Raw genomic sequence first — 18,786 nt, forward strand, 5'->3', positions numbered from 1 at the left:
ACCATCTATAGACAATAATAAAATCGGTCTGACTTTACACCTGCAGACCGATTTTAACCATTCTATTCTATTTCATAAATACGTTTCATTCAAAACTCCAGCAAATTCTAAACTTTTACCCCTGGTCATTCATATTTGCCAGCTTCATAGCCTGATCTGCTGCAATTAAGCTGTCAATAACCTCAAATAAATCACCATCCATCACGGAATCCAGTCTATGAAGAGTCAGCTTAATTCTGTGGTCGGTTAATCTTCCCTGTGGGAAATTATAGGTTCTGATTTTTTCCGAACGGTCGCCCGTACCTACCTGACTTCTTCTTGCTTCTGCTTCTGCATCGTTTTTCTTTTGAAGCTCTAATTCATATAACCTGGAGCGAAGTACCTTTAATGCCTTATCCTTATTCTTAAGCTGCGATTTCTCATCCTGACAAGATATTACAATACCGGTCGGAATATGGGTCAGTCGGACTGCGGAGTCTGTTGTATTTACGCACTGTCCTCCATTTCCAGATGCTCGAAACACATCGAATTTACAGTCATTCATGTTTAATTCAAAATCCACTTCCTCTGCTTCCGGCATAATTGCTACCGTAATCGTTGAGGTATGAATACGTCCGCCGGACTCTGTTTCAGGTACTCGCTGTACACGGTGTACCCCGCTTTCGTATTTTAATTTGGAATAAGCTCCCTGTCCGTTAATCATGAAAATAACTTCTTTAAAGCCTCCAATTCCATTTTCATTTAAACTCATCATCTCTGTCTTCCAGCGATTTCTTTCTGCAAATCTCACATATAAACGATATACTTCGGCTGCAAATAATGCTGCCTCGTCACCGCCTGCGCCCGCACGGATTTCTACGATTACGTTCTTATCATCGTTCGGATCCTTTGGCAACAGTAATATTTTAAGCTCCTTTTCCAGTTCCTCAATACGAGCCTTAGAATCATTTAATTCTTCCTTGGCAAGCTCTCTCATTTCTTCGTCGCTTTCTTCATCAAGCATTGCCAAACTATCCTCTACGTTTTGCTTTGCAGCCTTATATTCCTTATAAGCTTCTACGATTGGAGTTAAATCACTTTGCTCTTTCATCAGCTTACGAAAACGATTCTGATCCTCAGCAACAGTAGGCTCATTTAACTCACTCATAATCTCTTCATATCGAATCAGTAAATCTTCTAATCTATCAAACATCTATATTCCTCCATAATCATGACACATGACAATAACATTCTTTTTCATTTATTTGCTCTATATAATCAGCTTCTATTTTCTCTTTGCTGCGCTATGTTTCTCCAATTATAACTCTGTCAAGTCCGGCTAAATCCTTAATAATTGTTACGTTTTGAAAATTATTTTCTTTCATAAGCAAGGTAACAGCTTCAGCTTGATCATGACCGATTTCAAAGCATAAAAAACCACCTGGATTTAGGTATTGCATGGCTTCTTTACTAATTCTTTGGTAAAAATAAAGCCCATCGTCCATACCATCAAGAGCCAGCATCGGCTCATGCTCTTGAACCTCTTGCATAAGCCCTTCTATAACCTTTGTAGGAATGTAGGGCGGATTGGAAACAATCATATCAAATTTTCTATTAATTCCTTGAAACAAATTGCTTTCTATCAGCGTGACATCGGCATGATTTCGTTTTGCATTTTCCTGCGCTACCTGTATCGCCTTTGGAGAAACATCAGAAGCATAGGCATGAATCGTATTATTTCCATATTTTAGGCTGATTATAATGCAACCCGAGCCTGTACATAAATCAAGAACTGCTCCATCTTTTTTTAAGCGTTTTTGTGCTTCCTCTACAAGAATTTCAGTATCCTGCCTTGGAATAAGCACATCTTCATTTACCATAAAGGTTAAGCCCATAAATTCCTGCTCTTTTGTAATATACTGCAACGGTATATGTTTTCCTCTTGTTTCAATGTAATCTCTATATCGTTTTTCTTGCGAATCAGACAGCTCCTCTTTTTCGTGTAGAAAAAAATAGCTTCTGTTTTGCTTTATAACATATTCCAAAAGATACCACGCATCAAGCTGATTATCATTTATCTTATGCTTTTCTAAATAATTTCTTCCAAATTCTAAAGCTTCCCTTAAAGTCATTGCAGGCTCCCATCTAATCCTGAACCTGAATCTTTACTTCTTCAGGTGATTCCTCTATAAATTCTTTCCAATCAAACACTGCTTCCACTGAAGCGATTGCAACCTCAATCATGGAATCATCTGGTTCTCTGGTTGTAAGATTTTGCAACCACATGCCAGGTTTACTTAAAAAAGTTACAATTGGATTCTCACTTCTTCCTGCCAGCTTGATAAACTCATAAGATACCCCTGCTATGATTGGTACTAATACAATTCTAACCACAACTCTTAAAATAGGCGAATCTACTCTGATAAACATAAAGAAAAAAATACTGATTACCATTACAATAAGCAAAAAGCTTGTTCCACAGCGTTTATGCTGTTTTGAACTTTTTTTAACATTCTCTACATTAAGCTCCATTCCATTTTCAATACAATTAATGCATTTATGCTCTGCACCATGATACATAAATACTCTTTGTATATCTTTCATTAAGGAGATTAAGCCAATGTAGCCAATAAACAGTACTAATCTTATGACTCCTTCAATTGCCGCAATTGCCATATCAGAAAGAATAAAACTCTTAAATAAATCAGATATAAAATAAGGTAAAATCATAAATAGAGCAATTGCCATTACAATTGAAAAGCAAACTGTAGCTCCTATAACAAATTTTTCTGCCTTATCCTTAAATAATTTTTCAATCACTCTGTCTGCTTTACTGGGCTGCACTTCTTCCTCTTCGAAAAAGCTTGCTGAAAAAGTAAGCGATTTCATACCTAATACCATAGAATCTATAAAATTAAACATACCTCTTATAATAGGTATTTTAGTAAATTTATCGTCTTTTACAATACTTTTAAAATCATTGTTGAAAACTTCAATCGTTTGATCTGGCTTTCTGACAGCTATTGCGTATTTTTGAGCGTTTTTCATCATTACGCCTTCCATTACAGCCTGTCCGCCAATCCCTGATGACTTCATTTTATCCTCCTCGCTTTCCATTTTCCTCTAATTAGATATCTAGCTGAGATATATACAAGAAATATCTAATTTGTCCTATATGTCAAAAAAGGCTGAGATTAATCAACCCCAACCTTATCTTTACTTATATTATTTGTTTTCGTTCATACCATACTTACGATTGAACTTATCAATACGTCCACGAGCTGCAGAAGCTTTCTGCTGACCAGTATAGAATGGATGACATTTGGAACAGATTTCAACGTGAATTTCTTTCTTAGTTGAACCGGTTGTAAAAGTATTTCCGCAGTTACAAGTAACTGTTGTTTCAAAATATTCTGGATGTATTCCTTCTCTCATTATTTTCACCTCTTCATATCATAATCATATAAAAATCGACTCTGTCGATCTCATTTCTCAATAAACAGCTTATTCATTGTATCATATGTTCCTATGCAATGCAAGCTTTTTTATTATAAATAGGAAGAATTAGTTACGCTTCAATCTTTAGAAACCAGAGCTTATATCTCTTCAATAAATATTAAAGATTACAGCTTTGTTTTCTTAACCAATTGAACAAATTCTTCATTATTTTTTGTTTTCACAAATAGATCCAGAATTCTTTCAACCGCATCATCAGAGCGCATTCCGTTTAAGGCTCGTCTCATTGTATAAACTGCTTCTTGTTCTTCCTTATTAAGTAATAGGTCTTCTCTTCTTGTTCCTGATTTAGGGATGTCAATGGCTGGGAATACTCTCTTTTCAGAAAGCTTACGATCTAGTACTAACTCCATATTGCCGGTACCCTTAAATTCTTCGTATACTACATCATCCATCTTACTTCCGGTATCCACCAATGCAGTAGCAAGTATAGTAAGGCTTCCGCCCTCTCTCATATTTCTTGCTGCTCCAAAAAATCGTTTTGGCATATGTAATGCTGCCGGATCCAAACCACCTGAAAGTGTTCTTCCGCTTGGTGGCACTGTCAGGTTATAAGCTCTTGCTAATCTTGTTATACTATCCAATAAAATTGTAACGTCCTTTTTATGCTCTACCAGTCTCTTTGCTCTTTCCAGTACCATTTCAGACACTCGCTTATGATGCTCTGGTAGTTCATCAAACGTGGAATATATGACTTCCACATTGCTTCCTTCAATCGATTCCTTAATATCAGTTACCTCTTCTGGCCTTTCATCAATAAGCAGAATAATCATATGCATGTTCTTATTATTGGCAAGAATCGATTTTGCCACCTGCTTTAACAGTGTTGTTTTACCAGCCTTAGGTGGTGACACAATCATACCTCTTTGTCCCTTGCCTACTGGCGAAATTAAATCTACAATTCTCATAGAAGTTGCCTTGCCATTTGTTTCAAGTCTTAATCTCTCATTTGGAAAAATTGGTGTCATATCCTCAAAGTTTCTTCTTCTTGACGCTTCTGAAGGGTGAAAACCGTTAATTGATTTCACAAACAATAAGGCACTAAACTTCTCTGCCTGTGTCTTTACTCTTGTGTTACCCTCTATAATATCACCTGTCTTTAAGCTGAAACGTCTGATTTGTGACGGTGATACATAGACATCGTTTTCTCCAGGAAGATAATTGGCACATCTTATAAAGCCGTAGCCATCCGGTAATACTTCTAATATTCCCTTTGCCGCTATTCCGCTGTCTAGCTTATCCATTTCTGACTCAGTCATTTTATTTTCTGTTTTATTGCTGTCCGCCTTATTTGTGTCGGTCTTATTTGTGTCGGCCTTATTACACACAGCTTTATTCTCTGTTGTATCTTCACCTGCTTCATTTTGCTGCTCAGCCTGCTTTTCATCTTCTCTTAGCATAGCCGCAACCAGCTCACTTTTTTTCATGGCTGAAATGTTCTTCAGTCCTCTTGCCTTCGCTACATCCTTTAATGCAGTTACAGACAATGATTCATATTTCTCTCTCATAGAATCTCCTTCTTTCGAGTATTTAGTCATACTGTACCCCCAAATATATTCAATTCGTTATATTTTAAATGTTGCTGTTGGATTTTTTTATCAGAATTGATGATGATTTAGTTACAATGTTATTATTATACACCAAACTAATCTAAATAGAAACTATTTTATTATTTTTTTTGAAAATTTATAATTTAATTGACAAGCTGCCTATTCATTTCATGCTAATATAAATTTATTAAGCAAACCACATAGCATAGATATGCTTGTGGTCTGTTTAATAAATATGCTTATTATAACATCATATCTTAATTCTTTACATATTCTAATTTACTGACCGATATTTCATAGGCTACTCTTTTTTCGGAAGAAATATCATCTATTTTTTTGGTATATTCACGACTCTGTATTCTCCCCCATACTTGAGCGTGACCCCCTATTTCAAAGGTTGATGCAAATCTTGCATTTCGGCCCCAGCATATACATGGTATATAATCTGATTTACCATATGGCCTATTAACAGCGATTAGGAGATCTGCAATTTCCCGTCCCAACGGTGTCTTTCTATAAACCGGCGCCTTACAGATATAGCCATCCAGAAAGATTTGATTTGTTTTCACATTGTCGTCTACAATTTCAATAAATTCAATTTCTCTTGCAAACACTGACAATACTAGTCTGTTCTTTTTTTCTTCATGCCTGTTGTAGGATCTGAATTGACCCTGCACACAGATGTTTTTTCCCCGGTAATCCTGATTGATGTCTAAAAGTCGTTCCGAAATCATCAGAGGAATAATATCTGATGAATCGCTTAACCTCTTAACCATAATATCCATCATATAGAAGCCTTCACCAAATACTTCATGACTAAATGTAAACCCCGATGCAACTTCCCCTATTACCGAAACCTGATTGTTTTCAATTACCTTATCCGCCATTATTAAATTTCTCCCTTCTTTTTAACGAAGTATCTCTTCTCGTATATTGTCCATAAGTATATTTATTCAAATTAATTCCATTTTAGAACGAAATTTTTAAAATTTTTTTATTTTTATGAATAATGACGATTAAAAATGCTTGTATTATTGCAAAAATATGATAAACTGTTTAAAGTTGCCACTAGTGCGAATTTAGAAAGAAGGATTAATTATTTATGAAACAAAAACGAGAAGATATAAGAAATATAGCCATTATAGCCCATGTTGACCATGGAAAAACTACTTTGGTGGATGAGCTTCTAAAACAAAGCGGTACATTCCGTGCCAATCAGGCAGTTGCAGAGCGAGTAATGGATTCAAATGATATTGAACGTGAACGTGGTATCACAATATTGTCAAAGAACACGGCTGTTTATTACAAAAACACTAAGATTAACATCATTGATACTCCCGGTCATGCAGATTTTGGCGGAGAAGTTGAGCGAGTACTTAAAATGGTAAATGGTGTAGTATTAGTAGTGGATGCATATGAAGGTGCTATGCCTCAGACTAAATTCGTTCTTAGAAAAGCACTTGAATTAGATTTGCATGTAATTGTTTGTATCAATAAGATTGACAAGGCCGAGGGAAGACCGGAAGAAGTAATTGATGAAATCTTAGAACTGTTTATGGATTTGGATGCATCAGACGAACAGCTTGACTGTCCTTTTATTTTTGCATCTGCAAAAGCCGGTTTTGCAATTAAAGACTTAAATGACAAGCAAGAAAATATGTTTCCATTATTTGAAACCATTCTTGACTATATTCCTGCTCCTGAAGGAGATCCGGATGCTGATGTACAAGTGCTCATCAGTACTATCGACTACAACGAATATGTAGGCCGTATTGGCGTTGGAAAGGTTGATAATGGTACCATTAAGGTAAATCAAGAGGCTATTGTTGTAAATCATCATGAGCCTGATAAGTTAAAAAAGGTCAAAATCAGTAAACTGTATGAATTTGACGGTTTAAATAAAGTAGAGGTTCAATCTGCTTCGATAGGTTCTATCGTAGCTATATCAGGTATTGCGGATATTCATATCGGAGATACTATCTGCTCTGTTGACAAACCTGTTCCGATTCCATTTCAGAAAATATCTGAACCCACAATTGCCATGCAGTTTATTGTCAATGATAGTCCACTTGCCGGACGAGAAGGAAAGTTTGTAACCTCACGTCATCTTCGCGACAGACTGTTTAAAGAACTTAATACAGATGTCAGCTTAAGGGTGGAGGAAAGTGCAAATGCCGACAGTTATAAGGTATCAGGACGCGGCGAGCTGCATTTGTCCGTATTAATTGAAAATATGCGTCGTGAAGGCTATGAATTTGCTGTTAGTAAGGCAGAAGTATTATATCATACAAATGAACATGGAAAGAAGCTTGAGCCAATAGAAATTGCTTATATTGATGTTCCTGAGGAATATTCCGGAACTATTATTGATAAATTAAGCCAGCGTAAGGGTGAACTTCGTGCTATGGGAGCTGCAAACGGCGGCTATACAAGACTTGAATTTTTAATTCCTTCCCGTGGTCTTATTGGCTATCGTGGTGAATTTATGACTGATACAAAAGGTAATGGTGTGTTAAATACTGTTTTTGACAGCTATGGCTCTTACCGTGGCGATATTCAGTATAGAAAGCAAGGATCTCTAATTGCATATGAAGCAGGGGAATCTATCACTTATGGCTTATATAGCGCGCAGGAACGAGGAACTTTATTTATCGGACCCGGTGAAAAGGTCTATGCCGGTATGGTAATCGGTCAGAATGGAAAAGCAGAAGATATTGAACTTAATGTATGTAAGACAAAAAAGCTTACTAATACTCGTTCTTCCAGTGCTGACGAGGCACTTCGCTTAACCACTCCTAAAGTATTAAGTCTTGAAGAGGCTTTGGACTTTATTGACACCGATGAGCTTTTGGAGATTACACCAAAGAGTCTTCGTATTCGAAAGAAATACCTTGATCCAACCATGCGTAGACGTGCAACACGTAATAACTAATATATTATGAAATTTACAGAATAGTTTCATGAAATAACTTAAAATAGGCTGTTACCGTTAAAGGTACAGCCTTATTTGTTTTTTATTTAAATAGAGTAACTAATATCGTAATTTATCATCTAATAACTTATCATCCAAATTTTAATACTTAAATCCTATTTTTAAATCATTGATTCCCCCCTAACCTGGCAAAACTAAATATTACAATTATTGTGCACATATAAAATGCAATATTCAATATCTGAATATTAACATTTTTAAAGTTATTTGTAAATATATTTTTATAAATTTTATTTGTTGTTTTAAAAATACAAATTTTATTTTATATTTTGGTAATATAAAAAATAAGTAACCATTTTCAGATAACAGACTTTATGATATAATGGTATTATTAACTTGAAAGCAGGATAATAATGGAATTTTTAAAATTTTTAGCACAATTTAGAACCACACCGCTAACTTATCTTTTCAGTCTGTTCACTTTTTTGGGAGAGGAAACTTTTGCCATTACCGTGATCTGTTTTTTATACTGGTGCTTAGATAAAAAACTGGCTCGTAAGATTTGTATTGCATATTTTGCAAGTGGACTATTGATTCAGTCATTAAAACTTACATTCTGTATTCCTCGTCCATGGATATTAGACCCAACCTTTCAGCCGTCCCAATTAATGCTTGACAGTGCGACAGGCTATTCCTTTCCAAGTGGTCATACACAAAGCAGTACCGCCTTATTTGGTTCGCTTGCATTTGCATCGAAAAAAGCATGGCGGCGTATCTTTTTTGTTTTTCTGATTGTAGGAGTCGGTTTTTCGAGAATGTTTCTGGGATACCATACACCAAAGGATGTGTTGACCTCTATGATTATATCCTTTTTAATTGTGTTGTTTCTGAATAAAAAAGTTGATGTTTCTAGCTATGTCCCCAAAACAGTTGCTATTACCTTGGCTATTTTTTCAGCAATCATACTAATATATTCCTTAGTGCTTAAGAATCTTCCAAATGCAGACCTGACTCAGTTTCATGACTGTTTTAAATCTATTGGCGCAGGTATTGGCTTTGCACTTGGCTGGTATATTGAGCCTTCCTTTATTTGTTTTGACGAGAAAAAAGGCAGTCCACTCACTCAAGTAACTAAACTTTTGCTGGGTCTTTTTATTGCTGTTGCCTTAAAGTCCGGTTTAAAAGTGTTACTAGGCACAAGCCTCACTGCCGACACGATACGATATTTTATTTTAGTATGTTGGATTATGATTTTGTATCCGCTAATCATTGTAAAACTATTTCATAAAAATTACTAACTTTCAAAACAGATGACATCCTCATTGATTTGCGCAAAATATAAATAATTTATTTCTTCCAAAACTGCTTTTCCATTGGTAGTCTCTATGACTGCCTTTTTTAATTCCTCAAGCTCTTTAATCGGTACTAGTACCGTTATATCCACTTGATCCGTATAATTACTGGAATAAATATTGATTTTTCTTTGCCCCAGCAAATATTGAATCTTTCCGATTCCATTATAATCTGTGCAAATAAACAGCTTAACAGCGTACTTTTTTTCTATTATCAAGCTATTTTTTAATCCTTCTTGCACTGCCGATGCGTAGGCACGTACAAGTCCTCCCGTACCAAGAAGTGTGCCTCCGAAATATCTGGTTACCACAACAGCGCTATTATGTATTCCCTCTCCCAATAAAACATCAAGCATTGGCTTTCCTGCTGTCTGTCCGGGCTCTCCATCATCACTGCAACGCTGTATTTGATTGTTTTCACCTATCACATATGCCGAACAGTTGTGTGATGCATCCCAATATTTTTTCTTTGATGACTCAATAAAGGACACGGCTTCCTCCTCATTATTAACCGGACAAACGGTTGCAATAAATCTGGATTTTTTTTCTGTCAGCTCTCCTACTCCTCCCTGATATACTGCTTTATAATATTCGATCATTGACTTCCTCCGTATTTACCTGATAGATTTTATTTATATCTGTTATTCGCCTATATTATACACCATTTTTTAATTATTCCTAGTCTTTCTTTTTATTGGCTAACAATAAAAAAACGTATAAAATTCATTTCACTTATTGTATAATTTTCAAAAAATTGCCAATCCTATAACTAACATTTATTCTATAATAAACTATAAATTGCCTAACCCCTAAAAAAGTACTTAACTTCGTACAAAGGTCTACATACCTTTAGCAATTGTCGGGCTACAAATTTTCCTTTATTTAGCATAGGTTATTTGTTATAATAGGAAAGATAAAGGAGGCATATGAATGAATTACGGAAAAAAAGGAGCTTCTGATAAGCAAAAAGCCTTAACTTCTAAAACTAATAAAGTTGGCCGTAAAGTGATTGTTACGATTTTCAAGGTTTTTATTGTATGCTTTTTAGCAACGGCTGTTATTGGCAGCTGTGCAGCCATCGGAATTATTAAAGGCGTTATTGACAGTGCACCAGAGATATCCACCTATGATGTAACTCCTAAGAAATATTCCACTGCTGTTTACGATCAAGATGGAAATGAAATTACAAAGCTTGTTGCTTCAGGATCAAACAGAGTATCCAAATCCATAGATGAAATACCCAAAAATCTACAAAATGCTTTTGTTGCCATTGAAGATGAACGTTTTTGGGAGCATAACGGAATTGATATAAAGGGTATCATTCGAGCAGGTGTTCTTGGAATTACAAGCGGTAATTTTTCAGAAGGTGCCAGCACAATTACCCAGCAGTTATTAAAGAACAATGTTTTCGAGGGATGGACAGAAGAAAAATCCCTTACTGATAAATTTAAGCGTAAGATTCAAGAGCAATATTTAGCAATTCAGCTTGAGAAATCCATGTCAAAAGAAGTGATTCTTGAAAATTATCTGAATGCAATCAATCTTGGGCAGAATACTCTTGGTGTGCAAGCGGCTTCTCTACGTTATTTTAACAAGGATGTTTCTGAATTAACTCTGTCTGAATGCGCTGTTATTGCTGGTATTACACAAAATCCTTACCGCTACAACCCTATCAGCAATCCTGAAAATAACGCAGAACGCCGAAAAAAAGTACTTGGCAATATGCTAGAACAAGGCTATATCAGTCAGGATGAATATGATGAAGCTTTAGCTGATGACGTTTATTCAAGAATTAAAACTGTAAATACAGAGATTGTATCTTCTTCTGTTTATACATACTTTGTTGATGAACTCACTGATCAGGTTATGAAAGATTTGCAAGAACAGAAAGGCTATACGCAAACTCAGGCCTATAATGCACTTTACAGCAGCGGCTTAAGTATTTATACAACGCAGGACAAGAGGATTCAGACGATTTGTGATGAAGAATTTGCCAATTCTGATAATTATCCTAAAGGAACAGAGGTTGCTTTAACCTATCGCTTAACGGTTACCTCTAAGGATGGTACTGTAGCCAACTATAGTGAGGATTCCCTTAAGGATTATTTTAAGGAAATTGATGGGATTAGTTACAATACTGTATTTGACAGTGAAGAGGAAGCAAATGCTCAAATTGAGCGCTATAAAGAGGCTATTTTGAAAGAAGGGGATGAAATCGATGAAAGCATCACTCTTACTCCCCAGCCGCAAGCATCTTGCGTAATAATGGACCAGGCAACCGGCTATGTGAAAGCCATTGTCGGCGGACGTGGTACTAAGGAAGCCAGCCTTACTTTAAACCGTGCTACTGATACCAAACGTCAGCCAGGTTCCACCTTTAAGGTACTTTCAACCTATGCACCAGCCTTAGATACTGCTGGTATGACCTTAGCAACGGTGCATGATGACTCTGAATACAATTACGCAAGCGGCAGACCTGTAAGTAACTGGTATTCAACAGGCTATCGTGGTTTGACAACAATACGAGATGCAATAACCTACTCTATGAATATTGTTACCGTTAAGACCTTAACAGAAATCACTCCTCAGCTTGGATATGATTATTTGTTAAAATTTGGATTTACAACTTTAGTAAATTCCCGTAAGCAGGCAGACGGAACCGTTATGACTGATATTACACAATCACTTGCTCTTGGAGGTATTACAGATGGTGTAACTAATTTAGAACTGACTGCTGCTTATGCTACAATTGCAAACGGAGGCACTTATACAAAACCAATTTTTTATACCAAAATATTAGATCATGATGGAAATGTATTAATTGATAATACACCTAAGACTACTACCGTTATAAAGGATACAACTGCATTTTTACTTACCAGTGCAATGGAAGATGTGGTTAAAGTTGGAACCGGTAAATCACTAAATTTTGGAACTATGCCAATTGCAGGAAAAACGGGTACCACATCTGATTACCGTGATCTATGGTTTTCCGGTTTTACTCCATACTATACATGCACAGTATGGGGCGGCTATGATACAAATGATAAAATGAGCAGCAGCACCTCTTTCCATAAGGTATTATGGAAAAACATTATGTCTCGTGTACACGAAGGGTTAGAACGAAAAGAATTTACCATCCCCGACAATATTGAGACAGCGGTTATATGCAAAAAATCTGGTAAGCTTGCTGTCACTGGTCTTTGTGATTGCGATCCCCGGGGAAGTATGGCAATCACAGAGTATTTTGCTAAGGGAACTGCTCCTACGGAAGTATGCGATACTCATATTAAACTGGCTACCTGTACTTTAACTGGTCTGCCTGCAAGTCCATATTGTCCGGAGGTAACGTATAATTCTGATCAGGTATATATTATTCGCCCAACAGGTTCCACTGGTGTGACAGATGATACGCAATATGAATTACCGGCAGATTACTCGCAGAATATGTGTCCAATTCATTCCTCTGCGTCATCGCATTTGGATTCTAATTATTATTATAATAGACTGCCTGAGTATTCAACTGATACAAATACAACAACAGACAGTACAAATTCGACAGGTACTACTACAGATGATACTACAAATACAACAGGCGGAAGCCAAACTACACCAGATGCAGGTGTGAATTCAATTATTGATTCAACCAATTCTACAGATACTCAAACAACTACAGATAATCAAACACCGACACAGAATCCTGTTTCTCCATAGGAGTAAAGGAATTCCCTTGTATAGAACAAAGCGCACAAGTCTGCATCAGCTCCCTAATCCCTCACTCATGAGGGACTTGGCCGCTTTGCCGCGCCGAATGCTATCACGCAGTGATATTTTCCTCTTGCATCCGTGCGCATTGTGTGGAGCATTTTAATGTAATAGGACTTTCCTATTACATTAAAATGCATTCATATCTATAAATAAAGTATAACTATTTATAGAATGAATGCTTTTATTCCTATGTATTACTGTTCTACACTAATTGGCGTAATAACAATATTTTCAGCGGAAACTTCTGTTTTTCTTTTCATAATGTCTTCAATCTGAGCTCGTTTGGCATCTGTTACCTCTGACATATTAACTACTACATCCGCAGTATCGTCGGTTATGCTTACGACTACATCCTCAAAACCTTTTGATTCTAATAAGGTTTCTGCTGCTGCCTCTCTTTCTGATATATCTGTCATCTTAATCATTGCATCAATAGCTGATTGCTTCTGATCATCTGAAATGGCTGTATTATTGATGATTTCTAATAATGACTCTTTATTCTTTGCCCTTACCTGCTCCCTTGAAAGCTTAGCTTCTGCAATAAATCCAACGCTTGTTGTTGCACTTGTCAGTACAGCTTCACCCGGAGTCTCTTCTTCGGTCACCGGAGCTGCTGTTTCAGTACTATCCGTTTGCACATCTTCTGCTGAGGCTGTATCGGATGTCAAATCCAAATCGTAGCTTTGAATGTCCTCTTCTCCATTTGGGGATAAAGCTTCTAATACTTCTTCGGAATTTGCTTCTGCATTAGCAGCCGCATAGATATCTTCTTCTGAGATATCGCTTACATCAATTGCATCTTCTTCTACCGTTGCGCTTGCTGCTTTGCTTGGTTCACTTGTATCTATTTTATCTGCATAGTTCAAATAAAATGCCGCTGCAATCATAATCGTTAATGCGGTTATAACAACCTGATTTCTTTTAAATACATTCTTCAACTGTATCGTCCTCCTAACTAATTCATTTTCATTACCTTAATTTTATGCGCTTCTACATGAAATAATGCTAAAACCGCCTCTGAAATATTTTTGGCTACTACAGGGTCATCTCCTCCCTTTGCAATGACAATGATACCCTCAATTTCTGGCTCCAGCTCTTTCACTACATAAGGGCTGCTGTCACCATTATTATCCTGTTCATAAACCGTTGCCTCTGTAGTGGTCTTATCTGTTGTATTTCTCTTTCCACCCTCTGCATCTTCTTCTAACGATGTTTGGGATGTTGTAGGAGTATCCTTTTCTACTATAAGCTCCTTTGATGATTTTAACGTAATCATAACCTTGACATCTCCCACTCCCTGTACCTGACTTAATATTTCTCCCAGCCTTTTTTCTTGTTCATCCACATAGGTTAAGACTTGAGTTTCCTCCTCATTATTCGTTATGCTTTCAACACCTGCCTTTTCTTCCTTATCCTTATTGTCTGAAACAGGCAATGCTATCACAATTAGTAAAACTCCAACCAAAAGTATAATGATATAATTATCTTTCTTCATATTTTTTAAATTAAATTTTAATTTAGGCAGCTTTATTTTCCATTCCATATTCTACCTCTGTATACTAACATTTATATTATCTAAGCCCACATTATAGAAGTCCTCTATCACATTTTTCACACTAATTTCCTCTGGATTTTCGAAATGCTTGTTGCCTATTTCTATTTTATCTACTGCAATTTTAAGATTCTCTTTATCCTCATTTGCAACCACCACATTAATTCCTTCTAAGCTGCCATATTCCTCGCTGTTGCTATCTTCATTCATAATGACATCAGCATTCACCATATAATATCCCTCCTTATTTACTATTTTCTCTACTTGATTTCCTATTTCTTTCTTATATTGATCTAACAGGTTTGAAGCGCTTTCTTTGGATATATGATAAGAATCAACCTTTACGCTGTTTAGCTCCTGACTGTATATATTTTTAATAAAATTAGTATCTAGTCTTGTATTAATTCCCATAAATTTACAAATTGGAGACAATACCAGAATAATCATAATCATTCCTGTAAATAAATTAATGTATTTTTTAAAATTATTATTTGGTATTACATTCATAACCGCAGTAACTAGTATGATGTAAAATGCAATATTTTTAATCCACTGATAGATTTCAGTAATCATTTTCTCTCCTATACCGCTGTTGTTGTTGTTGCTGTGACAATTGCTATGGTTATCATAAATAATATTAACGAAGTGGTTAATACTTTAATCAAAAGCTTGACCGCATCAGAAACACTTCCTATTGAGCTGACCATTCTGGCATCTGAAACAGGCTGTATCACTGCTGCGGCCAACTTATATAAAACAGAAAAAGTCCATAATTGTATTAAAGGAACAAGACTTATTACAATTAGAACAATTAGGGCAGCAACGCCAACTCCATTCTTTATAATAACTGCGGAGCCAATCACCATATCCGTTACTGCATTTACCGCATTACCTACACCCGGAATTGCACTTACTGTTTTATTCAGTGCTGTCGTCCGAAAGGAATCAATCGCTGGTGCCACAAGACTTTGAATGACATTAAAGCCAACTACAACGGTAAGCATTGCTTTTAGAAGCCATTCAATTGTTCCCTTAAGAAGCTGAGCCAGTCTGGAAAGAAAATCCTCTTTCGAAAGATTATTCACCAACATTAGAACAATATATACGTTAATTAAAGGCAAAATAAATCTTGAAAAGAGTAAATGAATACCCGTAATTATCATTAATATTACTTGATAAAATATCATGGCTGTTGTTGTCTTACCCGCTACATTTAATGCCAAAAAATAAGCAGGTACCAACGATTGCATAAATTCAATTAAACTATTTACTGCACTTTCAGCGATCGTTGTAACTGACACAAAGGATTTCATCAACACGGTAAGTAAAAGCATATATACTACATAAAAACTAATATCCGCAATTTGATTATTATTAAACACACTGCTGAAGTTATTTAATATTGCTGCTGCTATTGCTATAATCATAATATGTAAAATCGTTTTTTTTACATAGCTAATTTGTCCAAATGCCTTATTAACTAAGGTTTGCAATAAGGTTTCAACATTAAGTGGTTCCTTCCCCTTTATAATATTGACTATCATCTCTTTAAAATCAACCTCATCTCCGTCCAGTAATAGGTCAAGACTTTTGTTTATGTCATTAAATTCACTACTATCTGTAATTGACATGTCCGCCTCCGCTGCATATACCTTGCCTCCAGCCAGCAATAATATTGTAGCAAGTAAAATGAATCCTCTATTCATGTCTACCTCCCCTTATATAACAGCCACTTGTCCTAAATCGCAGCTATGATTGCCTGATTTCTCTATGTCAGCTTAAAAAGCTATCTATTGTTTCTAATAATGCAAGCAGAACCGGCATACTAAGCGCCATCACTGCAATCTTGGCAAATACTTCGATTTGTCCTGCAATTGCACTATAACCCGCATCCTTACATATTCCCGAAGCAAACTCTGCAATATAGGTTATTCCAATAATTTTGGCAAGAGTAGATAAGTAAACGGTATTTAAGTTAATATAGCCTTGTATTTTATTCACTGCCTCAATGACTGCAGATAGCTTATCTGCGATGCAAAATAAAATAAGGAGACTGGTTGCAAGGCTTATATATAATCCGTATTCTGATTTGTGCCCTCTAAATTGAACTGACAGTATCACTCCTATCACTCCAATAAAAGCAATTTTTAACATGTCCACTATTTTCACCTACAATGCGAATAATTTTTTGATTGTTTCAAACAAATCATATATATAAGGTATAATCCAAAACAGTACTACAATTAAACCTGCAAGGCTGGTTAAAAAAGCATGTTCTTCTCGTCCACTATGCTTAAGCACCTGCCCTAAAACAGATACTAAAATTCCTACTGCTGCAATTTTAAATATAATATTAACGCTCATATATTCCTCCATTCGTGCGATTCTTGCATCAAATTGTAATCAACACGGCAAAGATACCTGCTACAACACCAAGGCAATTGTATATTCTGATTTTCTCCTGCATGCTATCTTTGGATATTATAATTTCCTCCTCTAGCTGCTCCACATATAAATCAATCATACCCAGCTGCATTTCCTTATCCATATATCCCAGATGCTCTCCCACTCTTTTTAATGTAAGACAATCTCGTTTATTTAATTGAATTTTATTTAACTCTTCATCAATGTATTTACACCATATTACATAAAAACTTTCACTTTCCAAGCTTTCAATTTCCAAAGCTATTTTATTGAAAAATTCACAAAAGGGGGCTTTTGCTCTATTTCCCACATTAAAAAATGCTTCACCCAAGGGTGCCTTTAAATATTTAATTTCACCTCTAAGCATAAGCATAAGTTTTTTGATATATCTTAAGTTATCTAATCGTACTTTCAAATCTCTTCCTGCCGTAACACCAATCCCTGTCGTAGCTGCAATGACTAATATTGCGCCAACTATTTTTAGCAACTTTATGCCCCCTCTCTGTAAATAATAGTTCCCCGCTCATCAAATATTTCTTTTATATTTCCAATCTGCCTATTATTGTTTAATACAATATATCTTTCAAAAATCTTTTCTGTAATCATTTTTTGGAGTAGTGGCTTGTTCTTAATATCTTCAATCGAACTTCCATGCACAGTCGCAAGAAGCTTACAACCGCAATTAATAACTGCTTCAATTGCTTTTACATCTTCATAATCACCTATTTCATCTATGGCTATAACCCGTGGTGACATAGATCGAATTAGCATCAGCATTCCTTTTGCCTTAGGACAGCAATCCAAAACATCAGTACGTATTCCTAAGTCATTCACTGCCACCCCCATATAACAACCACCTATTTCACTCCTTTCATCTACAACTCCTACTGTTTGGCCTAAAACCCCATTCATTCCATTAGAAATCTGTCTGATGATATCTCTTAACAAGGTTGTCTTACCGCACCTTGGCGGAGAAATGATTAAACAATGGTGTACCACATTGTTATTTGCAACATAGGGAATTACTTTATTGGCACAGCCCTTTATTTCATGTGAGATTCTAACATTAATATAAGAGATATATTTTAGTCCTGTAATTGCTTCTCCCTCAACTACTGTTTTACCTGCTATACCAATTCTGTGACCTCCCTGAATGGTAATAAAACCTTGTTTTATTTCATCCTCAAAGGCGTAGAGCGAATAGCTGCTTATATAACCAAGCATTTCTTTAACCTCATCTTTGCTAACAATGTATGAACCAGACTCATTCTGTAGCAATACCCCCCCTTTTCCTACAAATAATTCTCTACCTTCATATATTACAATTAAGGGACCATTTACTCTTAATCTGACTTCCTGTAACAGTTCAAAATTAAATTTACTGTTAATCAATATTTTTCGAATTTCTATTGGAAAAATCTTAACCAGCTCGTCTTTTTTTATCATGCACTCACCTCTTAAAACAGTATATGAATGGATTAACAATTTATGTTATTAATTTTTATTTGAAGCAAAGTCCCTGTTGCGCATCATAAAGTAATATTATTTTATAGAAATGAATGACTTTCATTAACACGGTACTTTCTATAATAAATAAAATTTGAACTTTATCATATGGACATATTAAGATAGATATGATATATTTATTATTATAGTAATAATAATAATTACTATTATTTTACAGTTTAACTACTATACTATTCATTGCTTCAT

18 protein-coding genes are annotated in these 18,786 nt (G+C 35.7%); 3 read left to right on the forward strand and 15 right to left on the reverse strand.

Going from position 1 to position 18,786, the window contains the following annotated elements; all coding sequences use genetic code 11:
- Window positions 1-115: 115 nt before the first annotated feature.
- From prfA to C8E03_RS18225, 6 genes are all read right to left on the reverse strand, one after another.
- Window positions 116-1,192 carry a peptide chain release factor 1 gene (gene prfA / locus C8E03_RS18200; RefSeq protein ID WP_110291785.1) on the reverse strand — a complete coding sequence of 359 codons (1,077 nt, stop codon included), beginning with the start codon at window positions 1,190-1,192 and terminating at the stop codon, window positions 116-118.
- Between the two features lie 91 nt (window positions 1,193-1,283).
- Window positions 1,284-2,111 carry a peptide chain release factor N(5)-glutamine methyltransferase gene (gene prmC / locus C8E03_RS18205; RefSeq protein WP_110291786.1) on the reverse strand — a complete coding sequence of 276 codons (828 nt, stop codon included), beginning with the start codon at window positions 2,109-2,111 and terminating at the stop codon, window positions 1,284-1,286.
- A gap of 13 nt (window positions 2,112-2,124) precedes the next feature.
- On the reverse strand, window positions 2,125-3,075 hold the full coding sequence (locus C8E03_RS18210) for a DUF1385 domain-containing protein (protein ID WP_094376390.1): 951 nt from the start codon (window positions 3,073-3,075) through the stop codon (window positions 2,125-2,127).
- A gap of 129 nt (window positions 3,076-3,204) precedes the next feature.
- Window positions 3,205-3,414, reverse strand: a complete 210-nt coding sequence (gene rpmE, locus C8E03_RS18215) for a 50S ribosomal protein L31 (protein ID WP_094376389.1) — start codon at window positions 3,412-3,414, stop codon at window positions 3,205-3,207.
- A 188-nt stretch (window positions 3,415-3,602) separates the two neighbouring features.
- The gene (gene rho / locus C8E03_RS18220; protein WP_110291805.1) at window positions 3,603-5,003 is read right to left on the reverse strand and encodes a transcription termination factor Rho; all 1,401 of its coding nucleotides are present in this window, start codon (window positions 5,001-5,003) and stop codon (window positions 3,603-3,605) included.
- A gap of 299 nt (window positions 5,004-5,302) precedes the next feature.
- Window positions 5,303-5,932 (reverse strand): single-stranded DNA-binding protein, encoded by a 630-nt coding sequence (locus C8E03_RS18225; protein WP_094376467.1) that lies wholly within the window; start codon window positions 5,930-5,932, stop codon window positions 5,303-5,305.
- A 215-nt stretch (window positions 5,933-6,147) separates the two neighbouring features.
- On the opposite strand from C8E03_RS18225, the gene typA reads away from it, so the two are divergent.
- Both typA and C8E03_RS18235 read left to right on the forward strand, forming a co-directional pair.
- Window positions 6,148-7,977 (forward strand): translational GTPase TypA, encoded by a 1,830-nt coding sequence (gene typA / locus C8E03_RS18230; RefSeq protein ID WP_094376466.1) that lies wholly within the window; start codon window positions 6,148-6,150, stop codon window positions 7,975-7,977.
- Between the two features lie 413 nt (window positions 7,978-8,390).
- Window positions 8,391-9,275, forward strand: a complete 885-nt coding sequence (locus C8E03_RS18235) for a phosphatase PAP2 family protein (RefSeq protein ID WP_110291787.1) — start codon at window positions 8,391-8,393, stop codon at window positions 9,273-9,275.
- Here C8E03_RS18235 and C8E03_RS18240 read toward each other — a convergent pair.
- Complete coding sequence (locus C8E03_RS18240) at window positions 9,272-9,928, reverse strand: YigZ family protein (protein WP_110291788.1); 657 nt, start codon at window positions 9,926-9,928, stop codon at window positions 9,272-9,274. The two genes, C8E03_RS18235 and C8E03_RS18240, sit on opposite strands and share 4 nt — an antisense overlap.
- 331 nt (window positions 9,929-10,259) lie before the next feature.
- On the opposite strand from C8E03_RS18240, the gene C8E03_RS18245 reads away from it, so the two are divergent.
- A complete protein-coding gene (locus tag C8E03_RS18245; protein WP_110291789.1) occupies window positions 10,260-13,043 on the forward strand; it encodes a transglycosylase domain-containing protein in 2,784 nt (927 codons plus the stop codon).
- Window positions 13,044-13,291: 248 nt separating this feature from the next.
- On the opposite strand, the gene C8E03_RS18250 is transcribed toward C8E03_RS18245, so the two are convergent.
- From C8E03_RS18250 to spoIIIAA, 8 genes are all read right to left on the reverse strand, one after another.
- Window positions 13,292-14,035 carry a SpoIIIAH-like family protein gene (locus tag C8E03_RS18250; RefSeq protein WP_094376462.1) on the reverse strand — a complete coding sequence of 248 codons (744 nt, stop codon included), beginning with the start codon at window positions 14,033-14,035 and terminating at the stop codon, window positions 13,292-13,294.
- A gap of 17 nt (window positions 14,036-14,052) precedes the next feature.
- A complete protein-coding gene (locus tag C8E03_RS18255; protein WP_110291790.1) occupies window positions 14,053-14,640 on the reverse strand; it encodes a stage III sporulation protein AG in 588 nt (195 codons plus the stop codon).
- 3 nt (window positions 14,641-14,643) lie between these two features.
- On the reverse strand, window positions 14,644-15,222 hold the full coding sequence (locus C8E03_RS18260) for a stage III sporulation protein AF (protein ID WP_110291791.1): 579 nt from the start codon (window positions 15,220-15,222) through the stop codon (window positions 14,644-14,646).
- Window positions 15,223-15,230: 8 nt separating this feature from the next.
- Window positions 15,231-16,355, reverse strand: a complete 1,125-nt coding sequence (locus tag C8E03_RS18265; RefSeq protein WP_094376459.1) for a stage III sporulation protein AE — start codon at window positions 16,353-16,355, stop codon at window positions 15,231-15,233.
- Window positions 16,356-16,422: 67 nt separating this feature from the next.
- Entirely contained in the window at window positions 16,423-16,809 is a 387-nt protein-coding gene (locus C8E03_RS18270; RefSeq protein WP_094376458.1) for a stage III sporulation AC/AD family protein, read from the reverse strand.
- Between the two features lie 9 nt (window positions 16,810-16,818).
- Complete coding sequence (gene spoIIIAC, locus C8E03_RS18275) at window positions 16,819-17,013, reverse strand: stage III sporulation protein AC (protein ID WP_094376457.1); 195 nt, start codon at window positions 17,011-17,013, stop codon at window positions 16,819-16,821.
- Window positions 17,014-17,041: 28 nt separating this feature from the next.
- Complete coding sequence (locus tag C8E03_RS18280; RefSeq protein ID WP_170123059.1) at window positions 17,042-17,560, reverse strand: stage III sporulation protein AB; 519 nt, start codon at window positions 17,558-17,560, stop codon at window positions 17,042-17,044.
- Window positions 17,561-17,562: 2 nt separating this feature from the next.
- A complete protein-coding gene (gene spoIIIAA, locus C8E03_RS18285; protein WP_181899285.1) occupies window positions 17,563-18,519 on the reverse strand; it encodes a stage III sporulation protein AA in 957 nt (318 codons plus the stop codon).
- Between the last annotated feature and the right edge of the window lie 267 nt (window positions 18,520-18,786).

Origin of the sequence: Lachnotalea glycerini (assembly GCF_003201285.1) — a bacterium.
Lineage (GTDB): Bacteria > Bacillota > Clostridia > Lachnospirales > Lachnospiraceae > Lachnotalea > Lachnotalea glycerini.

What these genes read in the sequence shown, in the direction of transcription:
- prfA (WP_110291785.1), bottom strand. Translation starts at nt 1,192, where the DNA reads ATGTTTGATAGATTAGAAGATTTACTGATTCGATATGAAGAGATTATG.
- prmC (WP_110291786.1), bottom strand. Translation starts at nt 2,111, where the DNA reads ATGACTTTAAGGGAAGCTTTAGAATTTGGAAGAAATTATTTAGAAAAG.
- C8E03_RS18210 (WP_094376390.1), bottom strand. Translation starts at nt 3,075, where the DNA reads ATGAAGTCATCAGGGATTGGCGGACAGGCTGTAATGGAAGGCGTAATG.
- rpmE (WP_094376389.1), bottom strand. Translation starts at nt 3,414, where the DNA reads ATGAGAGAAGGAATACATCCAGAATATTTTGAAACAACAGTTACTTGT.
- rho (WP_110291805.1), bottom strand. Translation starts at nt 5,003, where the DNA reads ATGAGAGAGAAATATGAATCATTGTCTGTAACTGCATTAAAGGATGTA.
- C8E03_RS18225 (WP_094376467.1), bottom strand. Translation starts at nt 5,932, where the DNA reads ATGGCGGATAAGGTAATTGAAAACAATCAGGTTTCGGTAATAGGGGAA.
- typA (WP_094376466.1), top strand. Translation starts at nt 6,148, where the DNA reads ATGAAACAAAAACGAGAAGATATAAGAAATATAGCCATTATAGCCCAT.
- C8E03_RS18235 (WP_110291787.1), top strand. Translation starts at nt 8,391, where the DNA reads ATGGAATTTTTAAAATTTTTAGCACAATTTAGAACCACACCGCTAACT.
- C8E03_RS18240 (WP_110291788.1), bottom strand. Translation starts at nt 9,928, where the DNA reads ATGATCGAATATTATAAAGCAGTATATCAGGGAGGAGTAGGAGAGCTG.
- C8E03_RS18245 (WP_110291789.1), top strand. Translation starts at nt 10,260, where the DNA reads ATGAATTACGGAAAAAAAGGAGCTTCTGATAAGCAAAAAGCCTTAACT.
- C8E03_RS18255 (WP_110291790.1), bottom strand. Translation starts at nt 14,640, where the DNA reads ATGGAATGGAAAATAAAGCTGCCTAAATTAAAATTTAATTTAAAAAAT.
- C8E03_RS18260 (WP_110291791.1), bottom strand. Translation starts at nt 15,222, where the DNA reads ATGATTACTGAAATCTATCAGTGGATTAAAAATATTGCATTTTACATC.
- C8E03_RS18265 (WP_094376459.1), bottom strand. Translation starts at nt 16,355, where the DNA reads ATGAATAGAGGATTCATTTTACTTGCTACAATATTATTGCTGGCTGGA.
- spoIIIAC (WP_094376457.1), bottom strand. Translation starts at nt 17,013, where the DNA reads ATGAGCGTTAATATTATATTTAAAATTGCAGCAGTAGGAATTTTAGTA.
- spoIIIAA (WP_181899285.1), bottom strand. Translation starts at nt 18,519, where the DNA reads ATGATAAAAAAAGACGAGCTGGTTAAGATTTTTCCAATAGAAATTCGA.